The following is a 16,472-nucleotide window of genomic DNA, read 5'->3' as shown; positions in this document are numbered from 1 at the left end:
TCGGCTTGAACCTCATTTCTCTAGGCTTCGGGCGGCGGCGAGCTGCCGAACCGGTCGAGCCGGATGCGCAGCCACGTCTCGCGACGCTCCTCCGGCTGGAGCGTGATGGAATTGCCGTGCCGCAGGCAGTCGTCCAGATCCGAGAACCAGGAGCTCGAAGGCTCCAGCGCGACCGTATGGAGTTCGTCGTCGCTCCGGGACCAATAGCGCAGGCAGCCGAATGTCTCCGCATCCCACCGCAGCCGCAGCGACAGGCCCAGCTCCGGGTTGTCGATCCCCGCTTCGCCGATCTCGAATCCCTTGAGCGGCACGTAGCAGCCCTCGCCGCCGGACGACCGGGCTTCGACGCGGTGCAGATCCTTGCTTCGGCCGCTAGGCAGCGTAACGGCGCGCGGATCTTCCTCATAGCGGCTTAACGGCAGCGTCCGGTCCTGCTCGTACCGCAGCAGGTTGAAGGCCGTGCTCCCGGCCGGGAGCACAACGCGGGCGGACGCGTCCACGAGCGGACCGCCGAAGGCCGGATGGTGCGCCCAGATGAAGCTGACGGGCTCCCGGCCGACGTTGACGACGCGTTCCTCGAGATGGAGATCCGGCGCTTCCGCCGTTAGGCGGAACGTCTTCTCGATCGCCAAGGGCGTCCGGGACAGCGTGACCCGGCAGCGCAGCACGACCGCTCTCTCCTCCCGCCGAATCTCGAAGCGCCAGGGTAGGCCCGCGGACTCGCCTTCGCGATCCCGGCCGATGTCCTCTGCGCCGTAACGGGCGCGGTTCGGGAGGAGCTCCTGCCATCCGCCCGGATAAGGCTCCGCGTAGTGGAGCAGAGGCGACTGCCGCAGATCCCGTCCGCGCAGCGGCGCCAGCCCTGCGGCCGTCTTCAGCAGAACGTCCGCGTTCAGCGGCTTGTAGGTCAGCTCCCAAATATCCGTCCCCTTGCCGACGAGAATGACGGCGCGGAGCCAGGCGTTCTCCAGCCGGACCGCGGGAATGCCTTCGACCGCCTCTTCCACGGCGATACAAATGCCCTTCTCGCTTATGCCCCTCTCGTGCATGCCCTTCTCGATCATGTCCTTCTCGCTTATGCCCCTCTCGTGCATGCCCTTCTCGCTTATGCCCCTCTCGTGCATGCCCTTCTCGTTCATGCCCTTCTCGCTCATATCCCGCTCGCTCATGCCGGCCCCGCTCCCCCTTGCCGGAAGACGATGGCCCCGTAGCCCTCCAGCGCGATGCGGCCGTCCGACAGATGTCGTTGCCCCAGGAGATCGTAGCCGCCCGCGGCCGCCGGCATCTCCCATGCAACCGGGTCCGGACGATGGTTCAGCACGAACCAGTAGCGGGCGTTGCCCCGCTCGCGAACGGACACTTCCACGCCCGCAGGCGCACCCGTACCGGCGGATGCCGGGCCGTTCGCGCGGCAGATCCCGAGCAGCAGCTCGCGCAGGAACGCGTCCTCCGGATGCGTCGCCACGTAGTACGCTTCGCCCCGGCCGTAGCGGTGACGGGTGACCGCCGGCGCGCCGGCATGGTAGTCCTCCTCGAAGACGGCCAGCGCTTCGGCGCCCCGAAGATGAACGACCTCCGCCCACTTCTCAGCAAGATAGGACACGACGGGCGAGACCGCGGCTTCGACCGTTCCAGCTTCGTCGGACGATTCTGCCGCGACTCCCCTCTTGTCCGCCGGCAGCCAGCGGATCCGGTTGGACATCTCCGGCTCGAACGCGTCCCATTCCTCGACGCAGATGCCGAACACGTCGTCGATCGGACGCAGGAAGCCGCCGTGTTCGACCACGTCGCAGCCGTTCACCATTCCGCTCAGATAACCCATGACCAGCTTGCCGCCCCGCTGGACGTATTCCCGCAGGCGCTCCGGCACGCCGTCCTCGAACATGTACAGCATCGGAGCGACGACGACCTCGTAGCGGCTCAAATCCGCCAGCGGATGAACGACGTCGACGGCTACGTTCCCTTCATACAGCGGACGGTAGAACGCCGTCACGGCATCGCGGTAGGACACGTCGCGGCTGCCTTTGTTCCAGTCGACCAGCCAGGCGAGCGTCGCATCGAACAGCACGGCGACCTGGGCTTCCGTGCGGCCGCGCCCGAGTTCGTCCAGCGAGGCCAGCTCGGCGCCCAGCTGCCGGACTTCGCGGAAGATGCGATTGTCCGTCTCCGTCCCGTGGCTGACCAGCGCGCTGTGGAACTTCTCCACCCCGCCTCGGCTCTGCCGGATCTGGAAGAACAGGATCGCCTCCGCCCCTCTCGCCAGCGCCTGATAGCTCTGCAGGCGCATCATCCCCGGACGCTTGGCCGGGTTGTACGGCTTCCAGTTGACGCTGCTCGTCGCCTGCTCCATCAGGAGGAACGGCTGTTGTTTCAAGCTTCGGAAGTAATCGTGCTGGAAAGCCGCCCAGACGGCGTGATCCCGGTGCGGCGGATACGAATCCCACGAGATCACGTCGAGATGAGGCGCCCATTGATGATGGATCTGCCCCCGGAAGTCCAACGCGTAGAAGTTGGTGGTGACGGGAATGTCCGGCGTGATCCGAACGATCTCCGCCTTCTCGGCCAGGAAAGTGCGCAGATTGCTGTCCGAGAGGAAGCGCTGATAATCCAGGCTGACGCTCGTATGGGCCATGCCGCCGATCGGGGGCGAGATCTGCGCCCAGTCCGTGCGCTGCAAGCTCCACTGGCTCAGCTGCCAGGCTTCGTTCAGCCGCTCCAGCGAGCCGTACTTGTCCTGCAGCCAAGATCGGAAGGCTGCCGCGCAGCGATCGCAGTAGCAATGAACGATATACTCGTTGTTGATATGCCAGAGGACGAGATTCCGCCGCTTGCCGTACCGCTCGGCCAGGACGCCGGCGATCCTGCGGATCTCCCGGTCGTACAGCGGATGGTTGGGACAGTAGCCCTGTCGGCTCCAATGCGGCACCCGCAGTCCGTGCTCGTCCACCTTCCGCAGCGTCGGGTCCTGCTCGAACATCCAGGCGGGCGGAGCCGCCGTCGGCGTGGCGAGAATGACGTCGATGCCGCTCCGCTCGAGCGCGTCGAACAGCCGGTCGAGCCGGTCGAAGTCGTACCGGTCCGGGGCCGGCTGAATCGCCCCCCAGCCGAACACGTTCAAGGTCACCGTATTGACGTCCGCGGCCGTCATCAGGGCGATATCCCGTTCGACCGTCTCCTCCGGCCATTGCTCCGGGTTGTAGTCTCCGCCGTATCGCAGGCGGGATTTGCGTTCTTCTGCGCTCATTTTCAATCCCCTTTTCACAAGTAAAAACGGCTTTGCCGTCTTCTTGGACGGCAAAACGTTTTTATCGTAGACGGATCAACATCGGATAGGTAAAACTTATCCTTTCTGATCCGTTAGAAAAGCGAGCATCCGGTGCCGCTAGACTCCGAATGCCCGCCGTTGATGCGTATCCGCGATCGCCTCCTAGGCCGGCTTATTTGCTCGCCAGGAAGGCGTCGATTTGCTTCTGCAGCTCGATCTGGATTTTCTTGGCGTTGGCTTCGCCTTCTTTCTTGAACTTCGCCCACGTCTCGTCCGGATCGACCACGCCGTCGAAGAGCGCGTTGTAGTATTTGTCTTCGGTCGCGTTGTACAAGGAGATCTCGTTCATGACGGGACCCGGATCGAACGAGAAGCCGGTCAGAATGCTCGACGTCAGATTGTTCGCGTCCTTATTGAACTGGTAGTGCTTGATCGTCTCCGGATCGAATCCGGCGTTCAGCCGGTCGGTCGTCGGATTCCAGATCCAAGCGTACGGGAAGTAGGAATAGTTCGAGCCGATCTGCTTGTATTGGTCGTCGCCGACTTTCTCGTAGTTCGTGCCTTCGATGCCGTAAGCCAGCAGGTCGTAGTTGTCCTTCTGGGCCGCCCAGTTCAGGAACATCATGGCGCGTTCCTTGTTTTTGCTGACCTTCGGGATGGACTGGAAGTTCGCCTGCTTGAAGTTCGTGATGTTCTTGCCCTTCTCCATCTGAATGAAGGTGACGGGCTCGAGCTCGGCGCCCGGCGCGTTCTGGGCGACGGCGGCGTTCATGCTGGACGGCACGCCGAATTCGTTGTAGACGGCGACGGCGACTTTGCCGGAGTTGATGACGGAGTCGATGTCCTTCAGCGCGAGAATGTCCGGGTGGATCAGGCCGTCCTTGTACAGCTTGCGGGCGTCTTGGATCCAGGACCAGACGCGCGGCTCCATCTCGTCGAACAGGTTATAGACTTTGCCGTCGTTGTTCTTGTAGTACAGCACGAGACTCTGGCCGAGCGCGTCGGAGCGCAGAATCTGCGGATCGTATTCCATGAACGCCCGGAAGGCGCCCCAAGAGACGTCTTTCTGGCCGGCTTGACCGTAAGCGAGCAGCGGGATGACGCCTTTCTCGTTCTCTTTGACCTTGTAGGCGAACTTGATCAAGTCGTCGTAGGATTGGATCGGCGGCAGGCCGTATTTCTCCCGGAGATCCTTGCGGACCAGATAGGTCCGTCCCGCCAGGTGGGTGTTGCCCATCGGCAAACCGTAGATGTGGCCCTGGAACTTGTTGGCGTCGAACATCTGCTGCGAGCGGACCTTCACCGCGTCCTGCCCGTATTGGCTTAGCAAGTCTTCGAGCGGCTCATAGTAGCCCGCGCTCACCATCTGCTCCATATGCAGCCAAGGGGCGTCGAAGATGAGATCGACGTTCTCGCCGGAAGCGAGCATGACTTGCGTTTTCTGCGCCAAATCGGACCAAGGCACGAAGACGAGATCCAGCTTGACGTTGATCGTGTCGGCCATCCGCTTCTCGGCTTCCTTGATCACTTTGTCCATGTCGGCCGGCCGGTCGCCCGGCAGAATGATCTTCAGCGTGACCGGATCCAGCTTCGTACCCGCGGCCGCCTTCGACGGCGACGCCGCCCCGGCGGAGCCGCTCGGCGTGTTGCTCGCGGAGCCGCCCGTCTCGTTCGATTTGGAACTGCACCCGATGACAGACGTCAGCAGCAACGCCGCGCCCAGCAGGGCCGCCCCTTTTTTTGTCCCTTTCATGGTTGGACCTCCTCATGTAGTTGTATCTATGCTTAGCCGGATGTCTCCGGTTCAAGCCTAACCTTTTAGCGCGCCGATGGTAATCCCCTTGACGAAATATTTCTGAATCATCGGATACAGCAGGAAGACCGGCCCGATCGTCACGCATACCGTCGCCAGCTGCACGCCGTACGTCGGCAGCGGCTGGGAATAGGTCGTCTGGCTCCCGCCGACGTAGGCGCCGATGTTGATGTTGGAGATGAGCTGGCGGATCATCATCTGCAGCGGATGAAGCTTGTAGTCGTCGATGAACAGCAGCGCCAGGAAAAAGTCGTTCCAGTACTGCAGCGCGTAGAACAAGCCTACCGTCGCGATGACCGGCTTCGAGATCGGGATGATGATGCGGAAGAAGATCGACAGGTCGTTAGCGCCGTCTACCGTCGCGGCTTCGTTGATCTCGTAAGGCAGCGTACGGAAGAACGAGACCATGATGAAAGCGAAGAACGGGTTCAGCAGGTACGGCAGAATAAGCGCGCCGAGCGAGTCCTTCAGATGCAGCCAGTTCGCGATCAAGATATAGAAGCCGACCAGCCCCGCGCCGAAGATCATCGTGAAGTAGGTGAGGAACGACATGACGTTCCGGTACTTCACCTTGGGATGGGCCAGTACGTACGCGTACATCGCCGTGATGAGCACGGCCAGCACGGTGCCGGCGACGGTGACGGTCGTGGAGACGAGATAGCTGCTGGCGATCTGTTTGCCGTGCGCGAGATACTGGTAGGCATTCAGAGAGAAAGCCTTCGGGATGAGCTGATAGCCGTGCTGCTTGATGCTGGACTCGGCCGCGAACGAATTGATGAGCACGAGCCAGAACGGAAGGACGCAGATTAAGGCGAACAAGCCGGTAAAGGCGTAGATGAAGAGGACGAACGTTTTTTCGGAGAGCGAGCGGTCCGTTTTGACCTTGACCGCCTTCGTCCGGACGGATCGAGCCTGTTGCAGTGAACGTTCCATGTATGCACCTACCTGTTATCGTTTAGAACAAGCTGGAATCTTTGTCGATTTTCTTGGCGATGGCGTTGAAGATCACGATCGTCACCAGCCCCATCACGGACTGATAGAGGATGACGGCGGAAGACTTGCTGAAGTCGCCCAGCTGGCGAAGCGCCCGGTACGAGTACGTATCGATGACGTCGGTCGTCGGATAGAGCGGCGCGGTATCGCCGACGATGCCGTAGATCATGCCGAAGTCGCCGTAGAAGATCCGTCCCACCCCAAGCAGCGCCAAGACGATGAGCACGTTGCGGATCAAGGGAATCGTAATATGGATGATCTGCTGGAACCGGGTCGCTCCGTCGATCCGCGCGCTCTCGTAATATTCGCCGGAGATGCCCGTGATGGCGGCGAGGAAGATGATGGAGTAGTAGCCGGCGAACTTCCAGACGTAGATGATCGTCAGGATCGCGGGCCAGACGCCGGGCATCAGGTACCAGTTCTGCGTATCCAGGCCGTTGGCCGCCAGCGTCCGGTTCAGGATGCCGTCCGTCGTGTTCAGGAAGGCGAACACCATCATGCTGACGACGAGCCACGAGATGAAGTAAGGCATGAAGATGAAGGACTGGGCGATCTTCTTAAAGACCAGTTGCGTGATCTCGTTCAGGAAGATGGCCAGCGCCAACGCGATCCCGAGGCCGCAGACGATGAACAGGCCGTTCAGGAAAATGGTGTTGAAGGTGACCTTGTACCAGTCGCTGCTCATAAAGAAAAATTTGAAGTTCGCGAACCCGACCCACTGGCTGCCCCAGATGCCGTCGGCGAGCCGGTACTTCTTGAAGGCGATCAGGTGGCCTGCCATGGGCACGTAGGCGAACACGATCAGGAACAATAGACCGGGCAATGCCAGCAAGTACAAATATTTGTTTTTTACGATCTCTCTGACCATCGTCACTTGAATTTCTGCTCCTCTCCTGCCGAACGATGAAGTGTTGTCTGTCTACGTCCTACATTAGGTTCGCCGGGTTCGGTCTGTATAGTTCTCATATCGGAACTCGGGTCCGAAGCCTCAGAATGGCGGTAAATCGGCGGTAAAAAGAGGGCGGTTCTCGATCCGGAAGACGGTTCGCAAAACGGAAATGACGCCCGCGAAGCCTATAATGGCGCGGTTTTCGGCCGTCCCGAAAAAAGGTAAAGAGGCTCCGGCCGGTGGCTGGAGCCTCTTGCATGGCGTTCGTCGAAAGGAGGGATTGTCACGACAGGGGAACATGGTTCTCGATCCGATCCTCCCTGCGAAACAGTTCGGCCGGGGTCCTATTGGCATACTTGCGGAACTCCCGGTACAAATGGGATTGATCGTAATAGCCGCCGGATAGCGCCATGTCGATATTCGGAATTTCCCGACTTTCTCTGATCATGCGAAGGGATAGCTGGAATCGCGCGATGCTTCCGTATTTTTTGGGCGTCAGTCCTACCTCTTCCTTGAAGACGCGGATCAATCGTTCCGTGCTCAGATTCGCCATGTCTGCGATTTCGGCAATGAAAGGCGCGTTCGCGGGAGAATGCTCGAACATTCGCAGCGCATAAGCGATGGCCGGATGTCCTCTCGGAACCATCCTTTTCTTCGTCAGGCAGCGCAGCAAGTACTGCTCGATCCGTTGAACCGCTGTTCCGCCCCGGAAGTCTCCTGCAGCCTTTCCCGCAGCTCGTTCACGCGCGAATGTCGGCCCAGCCCTTCCTCGAGAGGCAGGTCGATATCCTTTAATTCTCCTACCAAAGGACCGAGAAACGGAAGCGCTCCTCCCGGTTTGAATCGAATGCCCATGCAGCATTCTTGGCATACCGTGTCCAGGTAGTAGCAGGAGGACTTCGGACCCGCGATGATGCTGCCGGGCAGGAGGATCCGGCGATCCGTCCGGCGGCCCTCGAACAATCGAAACCGATCCTCCTTGAGGTTGATAATCCAAGTCAATGAAGCGTCGGGAAGTTTCATTTCGAGCTCATGGCTCGGATGAAAATATGTTCTTTTTCCGCGCTGTGCGCGGCTTTTTTGTTTTATGTATGGTCTGTCTTTTCACAAGGACTATGGACGGGCTCCAAGGAACTTACTTGATATCTATTACTTGACATCAAGTAATTATTTTATTTATAATCGGAGCAAATGAAACTGGAGGGGGATTTATGGCAAAAAGGCGCAAGGTGTCTAACCCGCTCGCGCTAGCCGTGCTGACTTATCTACTGGTTCGACCGATGCATCCCTATGAGCTGGGGCGGATGCTTACAGAGCACGGTAAAGACCGCAACATTAAGTACAACCAAGGTTCCCTTTATATGGTGATGGAGCAACTGCGCAAGTCGGGTTTCGTTTCCGAACAGGAAACGATTCGGGATACGCAGCGTCCGGAACGTACGATCTATGGGATAACCGAAAGCGGAAGGACGGAACTATTCGACTGGATGCGAGAGATTGTAGTCGAGCCGCGTAAGGAGTACCCGCACTTCGGTGTCGCCTTATCGCTCATGATCATACTCACGCCAGTCGAACTGACTGAACTTCTAGGAAAGCGGCTTGAGGCATTGACCAAACAAACCGAGGAGAGCCAAGACCTGATTCGCAAGTCAACAGATGACGGCGTGCAATGGGTTTTTCTGGCCGAGGAGGAGTACAGTCTCGCGTTAATGAAAGCCGAAATCAGCTTCATCGCGAAACTCATCGAATCCCTTCAAGATCCGTCCTATGATCGAGCACGGCAAGAAATCTGGGAGAAACAATCATCGGAAGAAGGATGACTATGGTAAAGCATCATAGTACGAATAATTCGAAGGGCGTTTCTAGTTTTTCCCGCCGCGCCGCAAGGGTGTCATTTATCGTCACCCTCGCTTTTGTGGTGATCCTTTTTGCCCTTCATGCATTGGAGCCGGAATTTGCCCCTTCCTGGAGAATGATTAGCGAATATGAGCTTGGCGACTATGGCTGGGTGATGCAACTTGCTTTTTTTTGCTTGGGGCTTGGCTGCCTGAGCTTGATAGCAGCTATTGAGCCGAGCATAAGATCGATCGGCGGGTATGTCGGGCTATTTTTCATGTTGGTAGCCGCGGTGGGATTATTTATTGCCGGTTTGTTTCAAACGGATCCGATAACGATCAGCAGAGAGCACTGGTCGACGCATGGCGCATGGCATGCCTGGGGATCCGTGATGGTTATTCCCGTTGCCCCGATCACATCTTCTTTGATCAGTTTGTCGTTTAGCCGCCGCAGGCAATTCAGCCTTCAGGCTCGGCGCCTGCTTTGGGCAGCAACGGCTGTAATTTGGCTTAGCCTGATCGCTTTTATAGCGGGGGGCGGAACGAAATTTGAAGGAACCCGAGGGCCAGGCGATTGGACGGGGTGGGCGAACCGAGTTTTTATCGTGGGATTCAGTATATGGATGATGATTGTTGCCTGGAATAGGATTAAAACTGTTAAGGTGAAGTCAACCACTTCCCATCATCGAGCTTAAACTGGTTATTACAAGCTGCAACGAGAACGTGAAAGGCTGCCTTCGCGCCAAGCGCGAGGCAGCTTTCCCTGCGAATATGTTCGCGACCCTATGATAGCAACTCGTCTGGTTCCCGTTTACTCGCCGCGACTCACGCGAATCCCTTGATCGGGGCCGAAGCCGCTCGCCTCGAACTTGCCCCGAAAGGAGATCTCGGCGTTGCTGACGTCGCCGATCCATCCCCCGCCCTTCACGACCCGGAAGGAACCGCTCTGGACGTCCGCGCCTTCGTACCAGTCCCAGCACCATTCCCTTACATTTCCCGACATATCGTAAAGTCCGAGCTCGTCGGGCTTCTTGAAAGCCGATCGGTCTGGTTTTGTTATGGTTGTTTTCGATGACCGGCCAGTTCCATTCCCCGGACAAGTATCGGTCTCCCGCGTTCCTCCAATACCAGGCGACCGTATCCGCGTGATCGCTTCCGCTGTAGGCGTAGCCCTTGCTCAACTGGCCGCCGCTCGCGGCGTATTCCCACTCCGCTTCCGTCGGCAGCCGGTACCCGTTCGCGCCTTCTTGGATCGTCACCGAGCTCCCGCTGCTTTGATATCCTTCCGTTGCGAGCACCTGGTAAGCCCAACTGCTTCCAAGGTTCATTCCCTTGCTCTTCCAGGCGTTAACGTGGTTGCTGAACGTGATCGCGACGTTGCTCCCGGTCGCTCTCTTCGACTGGCGGACGCTCCAGAACTGGGTGAACGTTTGGGTGCCGTCGATGGACGGCGCGTTGTTCGCGTAGACGTATAAATGTCATAAGTGCCCCCGTCGCTGGTCACGGTGCCCTTGTACGTGTCGGTAGGCCGATAGGTGCCCCAGCTGTCCACGACGTAATATTCGATGAGCGAGTTTCTCGTCCACCCGTAAAGCGTCAAATACCCGTTGCCTGAAGGCGCCCAGACGCCTGCATTGTAATTGATGGTCCTGGTGGGCGACCCGGTCGTCCAACCCTTGCCGACGACGAAATTCCCGCTGTTCGACCATGTCACGCTGTAATTGCCGCCGGATCCGTTGACGGCATTGACCGTCCCGCCGCCGTCGGTCCTATTTTGCCAATAAATCCGTCGCCGCGCTGGAGGTACCCGCAAGCGCGCCAAAGCTCATGAGCGCCGCTGCAACGACCGTCAGCATTTTCTTGTTCCGCTTCATCATCCTCAACCTCCTACATTTTTTTTGGTGATTGCTTCCAAACTGCTTGGATTGTTGCGCTTTGCGGGAGCTGCATGGTCCCGGATCTGCGAACGCTCTCTGTAACTTTCTTCCAGGTAAATTATAGAAAGTAAGCGCATTCATTACACTTCACAAATTAATGATGACACCCTGTCATTTTAAAGAACTCGCCGAGCCGATGCCGTTCCGATGAACCGCGAAATCCCTCCGCTATCCGTGATATAATCCATGAATATACCAGAACATCATTTCAGGAGGAGGAAGCGATGGCCTTTTTCGATGATTATTTATCCCGGATCGATGAGCCTGAGCACCGGGAACAAATGAAAGAAGTTTTGGCGTGGGTAACAAATAAATTTCCGCACCTGCAGCCCAAAATAGCCTGGAACCAGCCGATGTTTACCGATCACGATACATATATCATCGGCTTCAGCGCGTCCAAGCAGCATTTGGCTATTGCTCCCGAACAGGCGGGGATGGAGCCATTTTGGGATGAAATCATTCGGGAAAAGCTCGATCATACCAAGGGACTGGTACGGTTTAAGTGGGGACGTTCGCTGGATTACTCCTTGCTGGAACGAATGATTCAGTTCAATATTCAGGATAAATCCGACTGTTCGACGTTTTGGCGGAAATAGCCCCATTGAACGGTCATGAAATCCCCTTGATTAGGGGGTTTTTTTATTCGTTTGGGCAAAATGGGTTGACATGACTCCATATCGTGTCCTAAAATCAAATCGAACCGACACCTTTTGGTGTCCTATGTTCGAGCGTGGGACGCTAACGAAGGGATGGACCGCACCCCGGACCACCTGGGGACAGAAGGATTTCATTATGGGAAAGGATGTTGATGAATTGGGCTTCTTTAAAGATTTAGCTGCCGTGTTCAAAAAAAGAGAAATGACTTTTATAGAGAGTTTCAAGGAATCCGAGAGCGTCTATTCGTTTCTATTCGAGAAAAATCAAGATTTGCATTGGGAACCAGGGCAATACGGCTTGGTCAGCATCACTCATAAACCAATAAAAAATGCGACAAAGCCATTCAGCCTATCGTCGGCTCCCTCAGAAAATGTGATCAGGATTACCACTCGAATCGGCGATCAGCCAAGCGAGTTTAAAAAAGCGCTGTTGGAATTGAAACCCGGCATGAAAGTAAAAATGAGCGGAGCCATCGGATCTTTTTCCCTGAAGGACAACAACCCTACCCTCCTGATCGCCGGCGGAATCGGCATTACACCTTTTCGATCGATGCTTAAGCAACTTGCTGCTGCAGGGAATGGAGAGAACAGACAAATTCATCTCCTCTACACGGATAGCAAAAAATCTTATCTATTTAAAGATGAAATAGATGCTTTGGCCGACCGTTCCGTCGTCGACGTAACTTATGTGGATTCAAGAGAAAATCTGGAGAAGGAGATCGAATCGTTTATCGCCCGGTTTAAGGACAACGGAACATACTTTGTTGCGGGACCGAACTCGCTTGTAGCGTCCGTTTCTGCTTTCCTTTAAGGGAAAAATATAGCCAAGCAGAACATGAAAAAGGATTCCTTCAGGGGGTATTAGTTCTCCCTGGTCCATCGCGTATCATCGGCGACGTCTAGGAGGAGACGCCGGTCGAACGGGGAGCGCCGCGGGACATTCGCCTGAACAGCTCGGGCAGCGCCACGCCCAGCAGCACGAGCACCACCCCGGCCCACTGCAGCTCGCTCACCCGCTCGTGCAGCACGACCGACGACAGCAGCACCGCCACGGGCAGCTCGGCGGCGCCGAGGATGCCCGTCAGCCCTTCCCCGATGTGCGGGACGCCGATGGCGTACAGCAGCGGCGGCAGGAACGCGCCGAACAAGCCGAGCATGAAGCCGAACGGCAGCAGTCCGCCGAGCAGCGTCCCGTCGATCAGGAAAGCGGGAGGGAACAGGATGAACACGAACAGCATCGCGCCCGTGATCATCCAGGCGCTGCGTCTCGCCGGGTGTATCGCGGGCACCGCTTTGCCGCTGATCAGGATAAACGCCGTATAGCTCACGGCGGACAAAAAGCCGAACAGGACGCCGAGGCCCCGGAACGCGTCCAGCCCGCGATCGAGGATGCCCGCCGCGAGCAGCGTCCCGCCGAACAGGACCGCCAGCGTCAGCAGCAGCGCGGCGTTCGGGCGCCGCTTCCTGGATACCGCGTCAATCAGGACGCCCATCCAGGTAAACTGGAACAGCAAAAGGATTGCGAGCGAATTGGGAATGTAGCGAAGCGATTCGTAGTACAGAAGCCCCGTCAGCCCGGTCGGCATACCCGCCGCCATTAGCAGGACGGCCTGCTTCCACGACGTGCGCGGAGCCGTCTGGTCCGCCGCGGGACGCGTCTCCCCTCTCTTGCTCCTCTTCCGCCTCACGACCGCCATGGCCAGCACGAGCGCCCACGCCAACAGGCAGCCCGTGGCGAGCTGGCTGCCGACCACCTCGCCGAGCGTGAAGCCTTTGCCGTACGCCTTGGTTACGATCGTCGACAGAATGCCGTAGCAGATCGCGCCGAGCAATACCGCCATTCTGTATTTCATCTGGATGAAGTCCTCCTTCTTATGCGCGCACCGGGGGAAAACAAAAAACTTCCTTGCCCGGAATATGCGTTTCGCCGTTTGGCGAAACGATATTCGTAGCAAGGAAGTATCGGCTTCCCGTAGAGACCCCCGCCCCTATCGCGGAGTTATACGAATGATGATGACGTTTATGAAATGGCAACAGCGTTAATCATAAAGCGCGCGCTGTCGGTTGTCAATAGTCCACAATCCCGTATGGCAGGAAGCCGGAGCGGTTCGAGAGCCAGCCGCATGTTCTGAACGTCTCTCTACTCGTCCGTACCCGTCATCCCCGATCCCGGTATTGGCTCGGCGTCATTCCCGTCGCCTTCTTGAAGATCGTGAAAAAGTGGCTCTTCGTCTGGAAGCCCGCCCGCTCGCCGATGTCCGTCACCGTCCAGTCGGTCGAGACGAGCAGTTCCTTCACCTTCGCGATGCGTTCCTGCAGGATGTAGTCCGAAAGCGTCACGTCCAGCGCTTCCTTGAACAGCTGCCGCACGTGGCGCGTCGACAGGGACACCTGCTCCGAGATCTCCTCGATCGTGAGCATCGGATCGTGCAGATGGTCCTTCACGTACTCGACGATCTCCGTCACGATCTCGTCCCTGCGGCTCGCGCCCTTGCGGTTGCTCAGCTCGTCCATGATGCCGGACAGCTCCCGCTCCAGCCAGCCTCTGACCCCGCTCAGCGTATCGAACGACGCCAGGATGTGCTCGATGCCTTGCGCGGAATCGAGGGACGGAAGCTTGTTGAACGTCTTGAACAGCGTATACAGCATGAGCGACAGCTGGAACTTGCTCTGCGCGTAGTGCATCGCCTGCATATGCGCGAAGAGACGGTCCAGGCTGGCCGACACTTCCTCGGGCTTGGCCATCCGCACCTGCTTGATCAGCTCGTCCAGCAGGTTGTCGTCGGGGAGCGGCTGTACGCTCCGCATGTACGCTTCGAAGTCCCGCTCCAGGAACACCTTGTCCTCGCCGGAGACGAACTGCAGCATCGTCAGCTCGTGGATATGCTGGTAGACGGAGCGGATATCGTCGCGGACGTGCTTCGGCTCGCTGACGGCCACCGTGATGCGGATCTGCGTCCACTGGCGGATCTGCGTCTTGACTTCCTCCAACAGGGCCGTGAGCCGATCGACGGGGAGCGCATTCCCCGCGAAGAGCACGACGAGATGGTCTCCGCCCAGATCCGCCGACTCCGCGTGTCCGCCGCGCTGCAGGATCTCCTCCGCGATGTTGCCCATCGCGTACTTGATGAGCTTGCGGGAGGCGAAGCCGTACTGCTCCTTGAACGCGCCGTATCCGTTCATCCGGAAGACGCTGACGTAGAGATCCTCGTACTCGAACAGTTTCGAATGCTGGCGGAGATACTGCTCGACCGGCGCGATCAGCTTGCCCTGCAGAACCCACTGCCGCAAGTACTCGGCTTGGATCACGTTGCGGTGCTCCCGCATGGACGCGTCGAGCTGACCCATACGGTCCTCCATCAGTTCGATGCCGTCGCGGATGACGCTGTATTCGTCCCTGGCGGCTTCGCCGGGCTTCAGGCGCCCGCTTAGCCCGAACTTCCGGTCCAGCTGTTCCGCCAGCTGGGAGATCGGCCTGTACGTCCGTCTGGAATTCCAGAACAGGACGGCCAGGAGCAGCGCCACCATGCCCGCGAGGACGATCGTCAGCTTCGTCCGGAATGAATGGAAGTCGGCTTGGATGCCCTCCAGCTTGGCCATCTGATAGAACACCCAGCCCTGCGGCTCGATCGACGCGTGCTGAACCGACCATGAATCGCCCTTGTAGTGCAAGGTGAAGCTGCCCATGCCTTCGTTCGACCGGGCGGCCAGTTCGGCATCCAGGTCCGGGGCGTCCTCGTCGCCCAGCATGACCGCGCCATCGCGGTCGAGAATGAAGGACATGAGTCCCGATTGATCGTTCCCCTTCAGCAAGTACTGCTTCACCAAGGCGTCGTTCAGCAGCAGAACCAGATAACCGTAAGACGGCTGCCCGGAAGGTACCGTCGGGATCATCAGAGTCAGCATCGGCACGCCGTTCAGCCGATGCACGAAGAAGCGCTGATACGCGCTCTGCGGCGTCCGCGCCGACGCCAGAATCTCGCGATCCTGAAAGGAGGCGAACGTCGAGATGCCGTACTTCAGATCGATGACGTGCTCGGTGCGCATATTGATCAGATACGCATTGTCCAGGAACGGCTCGGTCGTCCGGTACTTGGCCGCCGCCGCCAGCGCCTCGACCTGCGACTCCTGCGATTCCTCGCCGGCCATCATCCAAGCCTGGATGCTCTTGTCGGCGTACATCGTGAAGCCGTAGGCCATCATCTTGTCGAAGATGAATTCCGCGTTGTCGCGCGAGTGCGCGATCTCCGTCCGGTTCACCTTGTCGATCTGCTTCATCGCATACTTCGAGAATTGGTCCGTCAAGAGGAAGACGAACGGGACGGCGACGAGCACCAGCAGCAAGCTCAAGCCCAGAAAAATCCGGATATATGTCTGTCTCGGCCGAAGCCGGTTCAATCGCCGAAGCTCCGCGATCGACCGCAACCTTTGCATGATGGGTTGCCGCATGCAGCGTCAAACCTCCCGTTAGTGTGGCTGCTCCTCTCCGGATGCCTCGTCCTCCACGACCGTCGGCGCGCGGACGATGCCCGGATCGGTGAAGATGTCGAACTCGTCCCGGCTCGTGCTGGAGAATTCCGAGACGACCGCGCCTTCCGGCCCTCCCTGGAACCAATGCTTCGTTCCCGGGGGGATCGTATATTGCTCGCCCGGCTGGAGGACGATCTCATGGAAGACCGTATAGTGCGACTCGCTCCCTGCGGGGATGACCGCCCGGATGTCCGGGGCCGCGTCACCTTCGACGTAGAGGTAGACGGTCCCCCAGCGGCAGCGGAACGTCTCCATCTTGCCGGGTTCTTCTCCTACCGGGGGATGCAGATGCTCGGGACAGGTCTGTCCGGGGAAAAGGACGAGTTCCTTCGCGCAGTAACGGTCCGTATTGCTATAAGTGATCAGTTCCAGTCCTTGCGCTTCCAATTGCCCGAGGCCGAAGCCCGCGACTTCGATGCGCTCGCGCTCCTCCGCGGTCAATACGATGCCGGCGCGGGCGAACAGCTCCATCGTCCGCTCCTGCGCTCTTCTCACTTCACTCCGCAAGATCATTTGGAGACCCCTTTCGTTAATAACATCTGATGTTTGTTTAT

15 protein-coding genes, 1 pseudogene and 1 riboswitch are annotated in these 16,472 nt (G+C 58.4%); of the genes and pseudogenes, 4 read left to right on the top strand and 12 right to left on the bottom strand.

What is annotated here, in order from left to right:
* Window positions 1-20 precede the first annotated feature (20 nt).
* The 7 genes from H7C19_RS08560 to H7C19_RS08530 form a co-directional block, all read right to left on the bottom strand.
* Window positions 21-1,169 carry an aldose epimerase family protein gene (locus tag H7C19_RS08560; protein ID WP_185142224.1) on the bottom strand — a complete coding sequence of 383 codons (1,149 nt, stop codon included), beginning with the start codon at window positions 1,167-1,169 and terminating at the stop codon, window positions 21-23.
* A complete protein-coding gene (locus tag H7C19_RS08555) occupies window positions 1,166-3,244 on the bottom strand; it encodes a beta-galactosidase (RefSeq protein ID WP_185142223.1) in 2,079 nt (692 codons plus the stop codon). Before H7C19_RS08555 ends, H7C19_RS08560 begins: the two co-directional genes overlap by 4 nt.
* Before the next feature lie 193 nt (window positions 3,245-3,437).
* The gene (locus H7C19_RS08550; protein ID WP_185142222.1) at window positions 3,438-5,018 is read right to left on the bottom strand and encodes an extracellular solute-binding protein; all 1,581 of its coding nucleotides are present in this window, start codon (window positions 5,016-5,018) and stop codon (window positions 3,438-3,440) included.
* A 57-nt stretch (window positions 5,019-5,075) separates the two neighbouring features.
* On the bottom strand, window positions 5,076-6,011 hold the full coding sequence (locus H7C19_RS08545) for a carbohydrate ABC transporter permease (protein WP_185142221.1): 936 nt from the start codon (window positions 6,009-6,011) through the stop codon (window positions 5,076-5,078).
* A gap of 22 nt (window positions 6,012-6,033) precedes the next feature.
* Window positions 6,034-6,939, bottom strand: coding sequence for an ABC transporter permease (locus H7C19_RS08540; RefSeq protein ID WP_185142368.1), 906 nt, complete (start codon window positions 6,937-6,939; stop codon window positions 6,034-6,036).
* A 304-nt stretch (window positions 6,940-7,243) separates the two neighbouring features.
* A complete protein-coding gene (locus tag H7C19_RS08535; RefSeq protein ID WP_185142220.1) occupies window positions 7,244-7,606 on the bottom strand; it encodes a helix-turn-helix domain-containing protein in 363 nt (120 codons plus the stop codon).
* An 11-nt stretch (window positions 7,607-7,617) separates the two neighbouring features.
* Window positions 7,618-7,983 (bottom strand): DUF6597 domain-containing transcriptional factor, encoded by a 366-nt coding sequence (locus tag H7C19_RS08530; RefSeq protein ID WP_313731492.1) that lies wholly within the window; start codon window positions 7,981-7,983, stop codon window positions 7,618-7,620.
* A 188-nt stretch (window positions 7,984-8,171) separates the two neighbouring features.
* Here H7C19_RS08530 and H7C19_RS08525 point away from each other — a divergent pair, with 188 nt between their 5' ends.
* Both H7C19_RS08525 and H7C19_RS08520 read left to right on the top strand, forming a co-directional pair.
* Window positions 8,172-8,780, top strand: a complete 609-nt coding sequence (locus H7C19_RS08525; protein ID WP_185142218.1) for a PadR family transcriptional regulator — start codon at window positions 8,172-8,174, stop codon at window positions 8,778-8,780.
* A gap of 2 nt (window positions 8,781-8,782) precedes the next feature.
* The gene (locus H7C19_RS08520) at window positions 8,783-9,490 is read left to right on the top strand and encodes a DUF998 domain-containing protein (RefSeq protein WP_185142217.1); all 708 of its coding nucleotides are present in this window, start codon (window positions 8,783-8,785) and stop codon (window positions 9,488-9,490) included.
* 116 nt (window positions 9,491-9,606) lie between these two features.
* On the opposite strand, the gene H7C19_RS35910 is transcribed toward H7C19_RS08520, so the two are convergent.
* Window positions 9,607-9,798: an SUMF1/EgtB/PvdO family nonheme iron enzyme gene (locus H7C19_RS35910; protein ID WP_512698973.1), complete on the bottom strand. Its 192-nt coding sequence runs from the start codon at window positions 9,796-9,798 to the stop codon at window positions 9,607-9,609.
* 97 nt (window positions 9,799-9,895) lie between these two features.
* Window positions 9,896-10,672: pseudogene (xynA, locus tag H7C19_RS08510) on the bottom strand (endo-1,4-beta-xylanase XynA); the annotation flags it as partial.
* A gap of 284 nt (window positions 10,673-10,956) precedes the next feature.
* On the opposite strand from xynA, the gene H7C19_RS08505 reads away from it, so the two are divergent.
* Complete coding sequence (locus H7C19_RS08505) at window positions 10,957-11,328, top strand: iron chaperone (protein ID WP_185142216.1); 372 nt, start codon at window positions 10,957-10,959, stop codon at window positions 11,326-11,328.
* A gap of 217 nt (window positions 11,329-11,545) precedes the next feature.
* Window positions 11,546-12,199, top strand: a complete 654-nt coding sequence (locus H7C19_RS08500) for an FAD-dependent oxidoreductase (RefSeq protein WP_185142367.1) — start codon at window positions 11,546-11,548, stop codon at window positions 12,197-12,199.
* Between the two features lie 88 nt (window positions 12,200-12,287).
* On the opposite strand, the gene H7C19_RS08495 is transcribed toward H7C19_RS08500, so the two are convergent.
* The 3 genes from H7C19_RS08495 to H7C19_RS08485 form a co-directional block, all read right to left on the bottom strand.
* Window positions 12,288-13,241, bottom strand: a complete 954-nt coding sequence (locus tag H7C19_RS08495; RefSeq protein ID WP_185142215.1) for an EamA family transporter — start codon at window positions 13,239-13,241, stop codon at window positions 12,288-12,290.
* Between the two features lie 76 nt (window positions 13,242-13,317).
* Window positions 13,318-13,415: riboswitch (purine riboswitch) on the bottom strand.
* A 130-nt stretch (window positions 13,416-13,545) separates the two neighbouring features.
* A complete protein-coding gene (locus tag H7C19_RS08490; protein ID WP_185142214.1) occupies window positions 13,546-15,837 on the bottom strand; it encodes a helix-turn-helix domain-containing protein in 2,292 nt (763 codons plus the stop codon).
* Window positions 15,838-15,855: 18 nt separating this feature from the next.
* Window positions 15,856-16,431, bottom strand: coding sequence for a D-lyxose/D-mannose family sugar isomerase (locus H7C19_RS08485; protein WP_185142213.1), 576 nt, complete (start codon window positions 16,429-16,431; stop codon window positions 15,856-15,858).
* Between the last annotated feature and the right edge of the window lie 41 nt (window positions 16,432-16,472).

Source organism: Cohnella nanjingensis, from assembly GCF_014212125.1.
In the GTDB taxonomy this organism is placed as follows: Bacteria; Bacillota; Bacilli; order Paenibacillales; family Paenibacillaceae; genus Cohnella; species Cohnella nanjingensis.
The sequence above is the reverse complement of the archived record's forward strand: the minus strand, read 5'-3'. Positions and strand labels throughout refer to the sequence as shown.

What these genes read in the sequence shown, in the direction of transcription:
- H7C19_RS08540 (WP_185142368.1), bottom strand. Translation starts at nt 6,939, where the DNA reads ATGGTCAGAGAGATCGTAAAAAACAAATATTTGTACTTGCTGGCATTG.
- H7C19_RS08535 (WP_185142220.1), bottom strand. Translation starts at nt 7,606, where the DNA reads ATGGTTCCGAGAGGACATCCGGCCATCGCTTATGCGCTGCGAATGTTC.
- H7C19_RS08490 (WP_185142214.1), bottom strand. Translation starts at nt 15,837, where the DNA reads ATGCGGCAACCCATCATGCAAAGGTTGCGGTCGATCGCGGAGCTTCGG.
- H7C19_RS08530 (WP_313731492.1), bottom strand. Translation starts at nt 7,983, where the DNA reads ATGAAACTTCCCGACGCTTCATTGACTTGGATTATCAACCTCAAGGAG.
- H7C19_RS08560 (WP_185142224.1), bottom strand. Translation starts at nt 1,169, where the DNA reads ATGAGCGAGCGGGATATGAGCGAGAAGGGCATGAACGAGAAGGGCATG.
- H7C19_RS08485 (WP_185142213.1), bottom strand. Translation starts at nt 16,431, where the DNA reads ATGATCTTGCGGAGTGAAGTGAGAAGAGCGCAGGAGCGGACGATGGAG.
- H7C19_RS08520 (WP_185142217.1), top strand. Translation starts at nt 8,783, where the DNA reads ATGGTAAAGCATCATAGTACGAATAATTCGAAGGGCGTTTCTAGTTTT.
- H7C19_RS08525 (WP_185142218.1), top strand. Translation starts at nt 8,172, where the DNA reads ATGGCAAAAAGGCGCAAGGTGTCTAACCCGCTCGCGCTAGCCGTGCTG.
- H7C19_RS08505 (WP_185142216.1), top strand. Translation starts at nt 10,957, where the DNA reads ATGGCCTTTTTCGATGATTATTTATCCCGGATCGATGAGCCTGAGCAC.
- H7C19_RS35910 (WP_512698973.1), bottom strand. Translation starts at nt 9,798, where the DNA reads ATGTCGGGAAATGTAAGGGAATGGTGCTGGGACTGGTACGAAGGCGCG.
- H7C19_RS08550 (WP_185142222.1), bottom strand. Translation starts at nt 5,018, where the DNA reads ATGAAAGGGACAAAAAAAGGGGCGGCCCTGCTGGGCGCGGCGTTGCTG.
- H7C19_RS08545 (WP_185142221.1), bottom strand. Translation starts at nt 6,011, where the DNA reads ATGGAACGTTCACTGCAACAGGCTCGATCCGTCCGGACGAAGGCGGTC.
- H7C19_RS08495 (WP_185142215.1), bottom strand. Translation starts at nt 13,241, where the DNA reads ATGAAATACAGAATGGCGGTATTGCTCGGCGCGATCTGCTACGGCATT.
- H7C19_RS08555 (WP_185142223.1), bottom strand. Translation starts at nt 3,244, where the DNA reads ATGAGCGCAGAAGAACGCAAATCCCGCCTGCGATACGGCGGAGACTAC.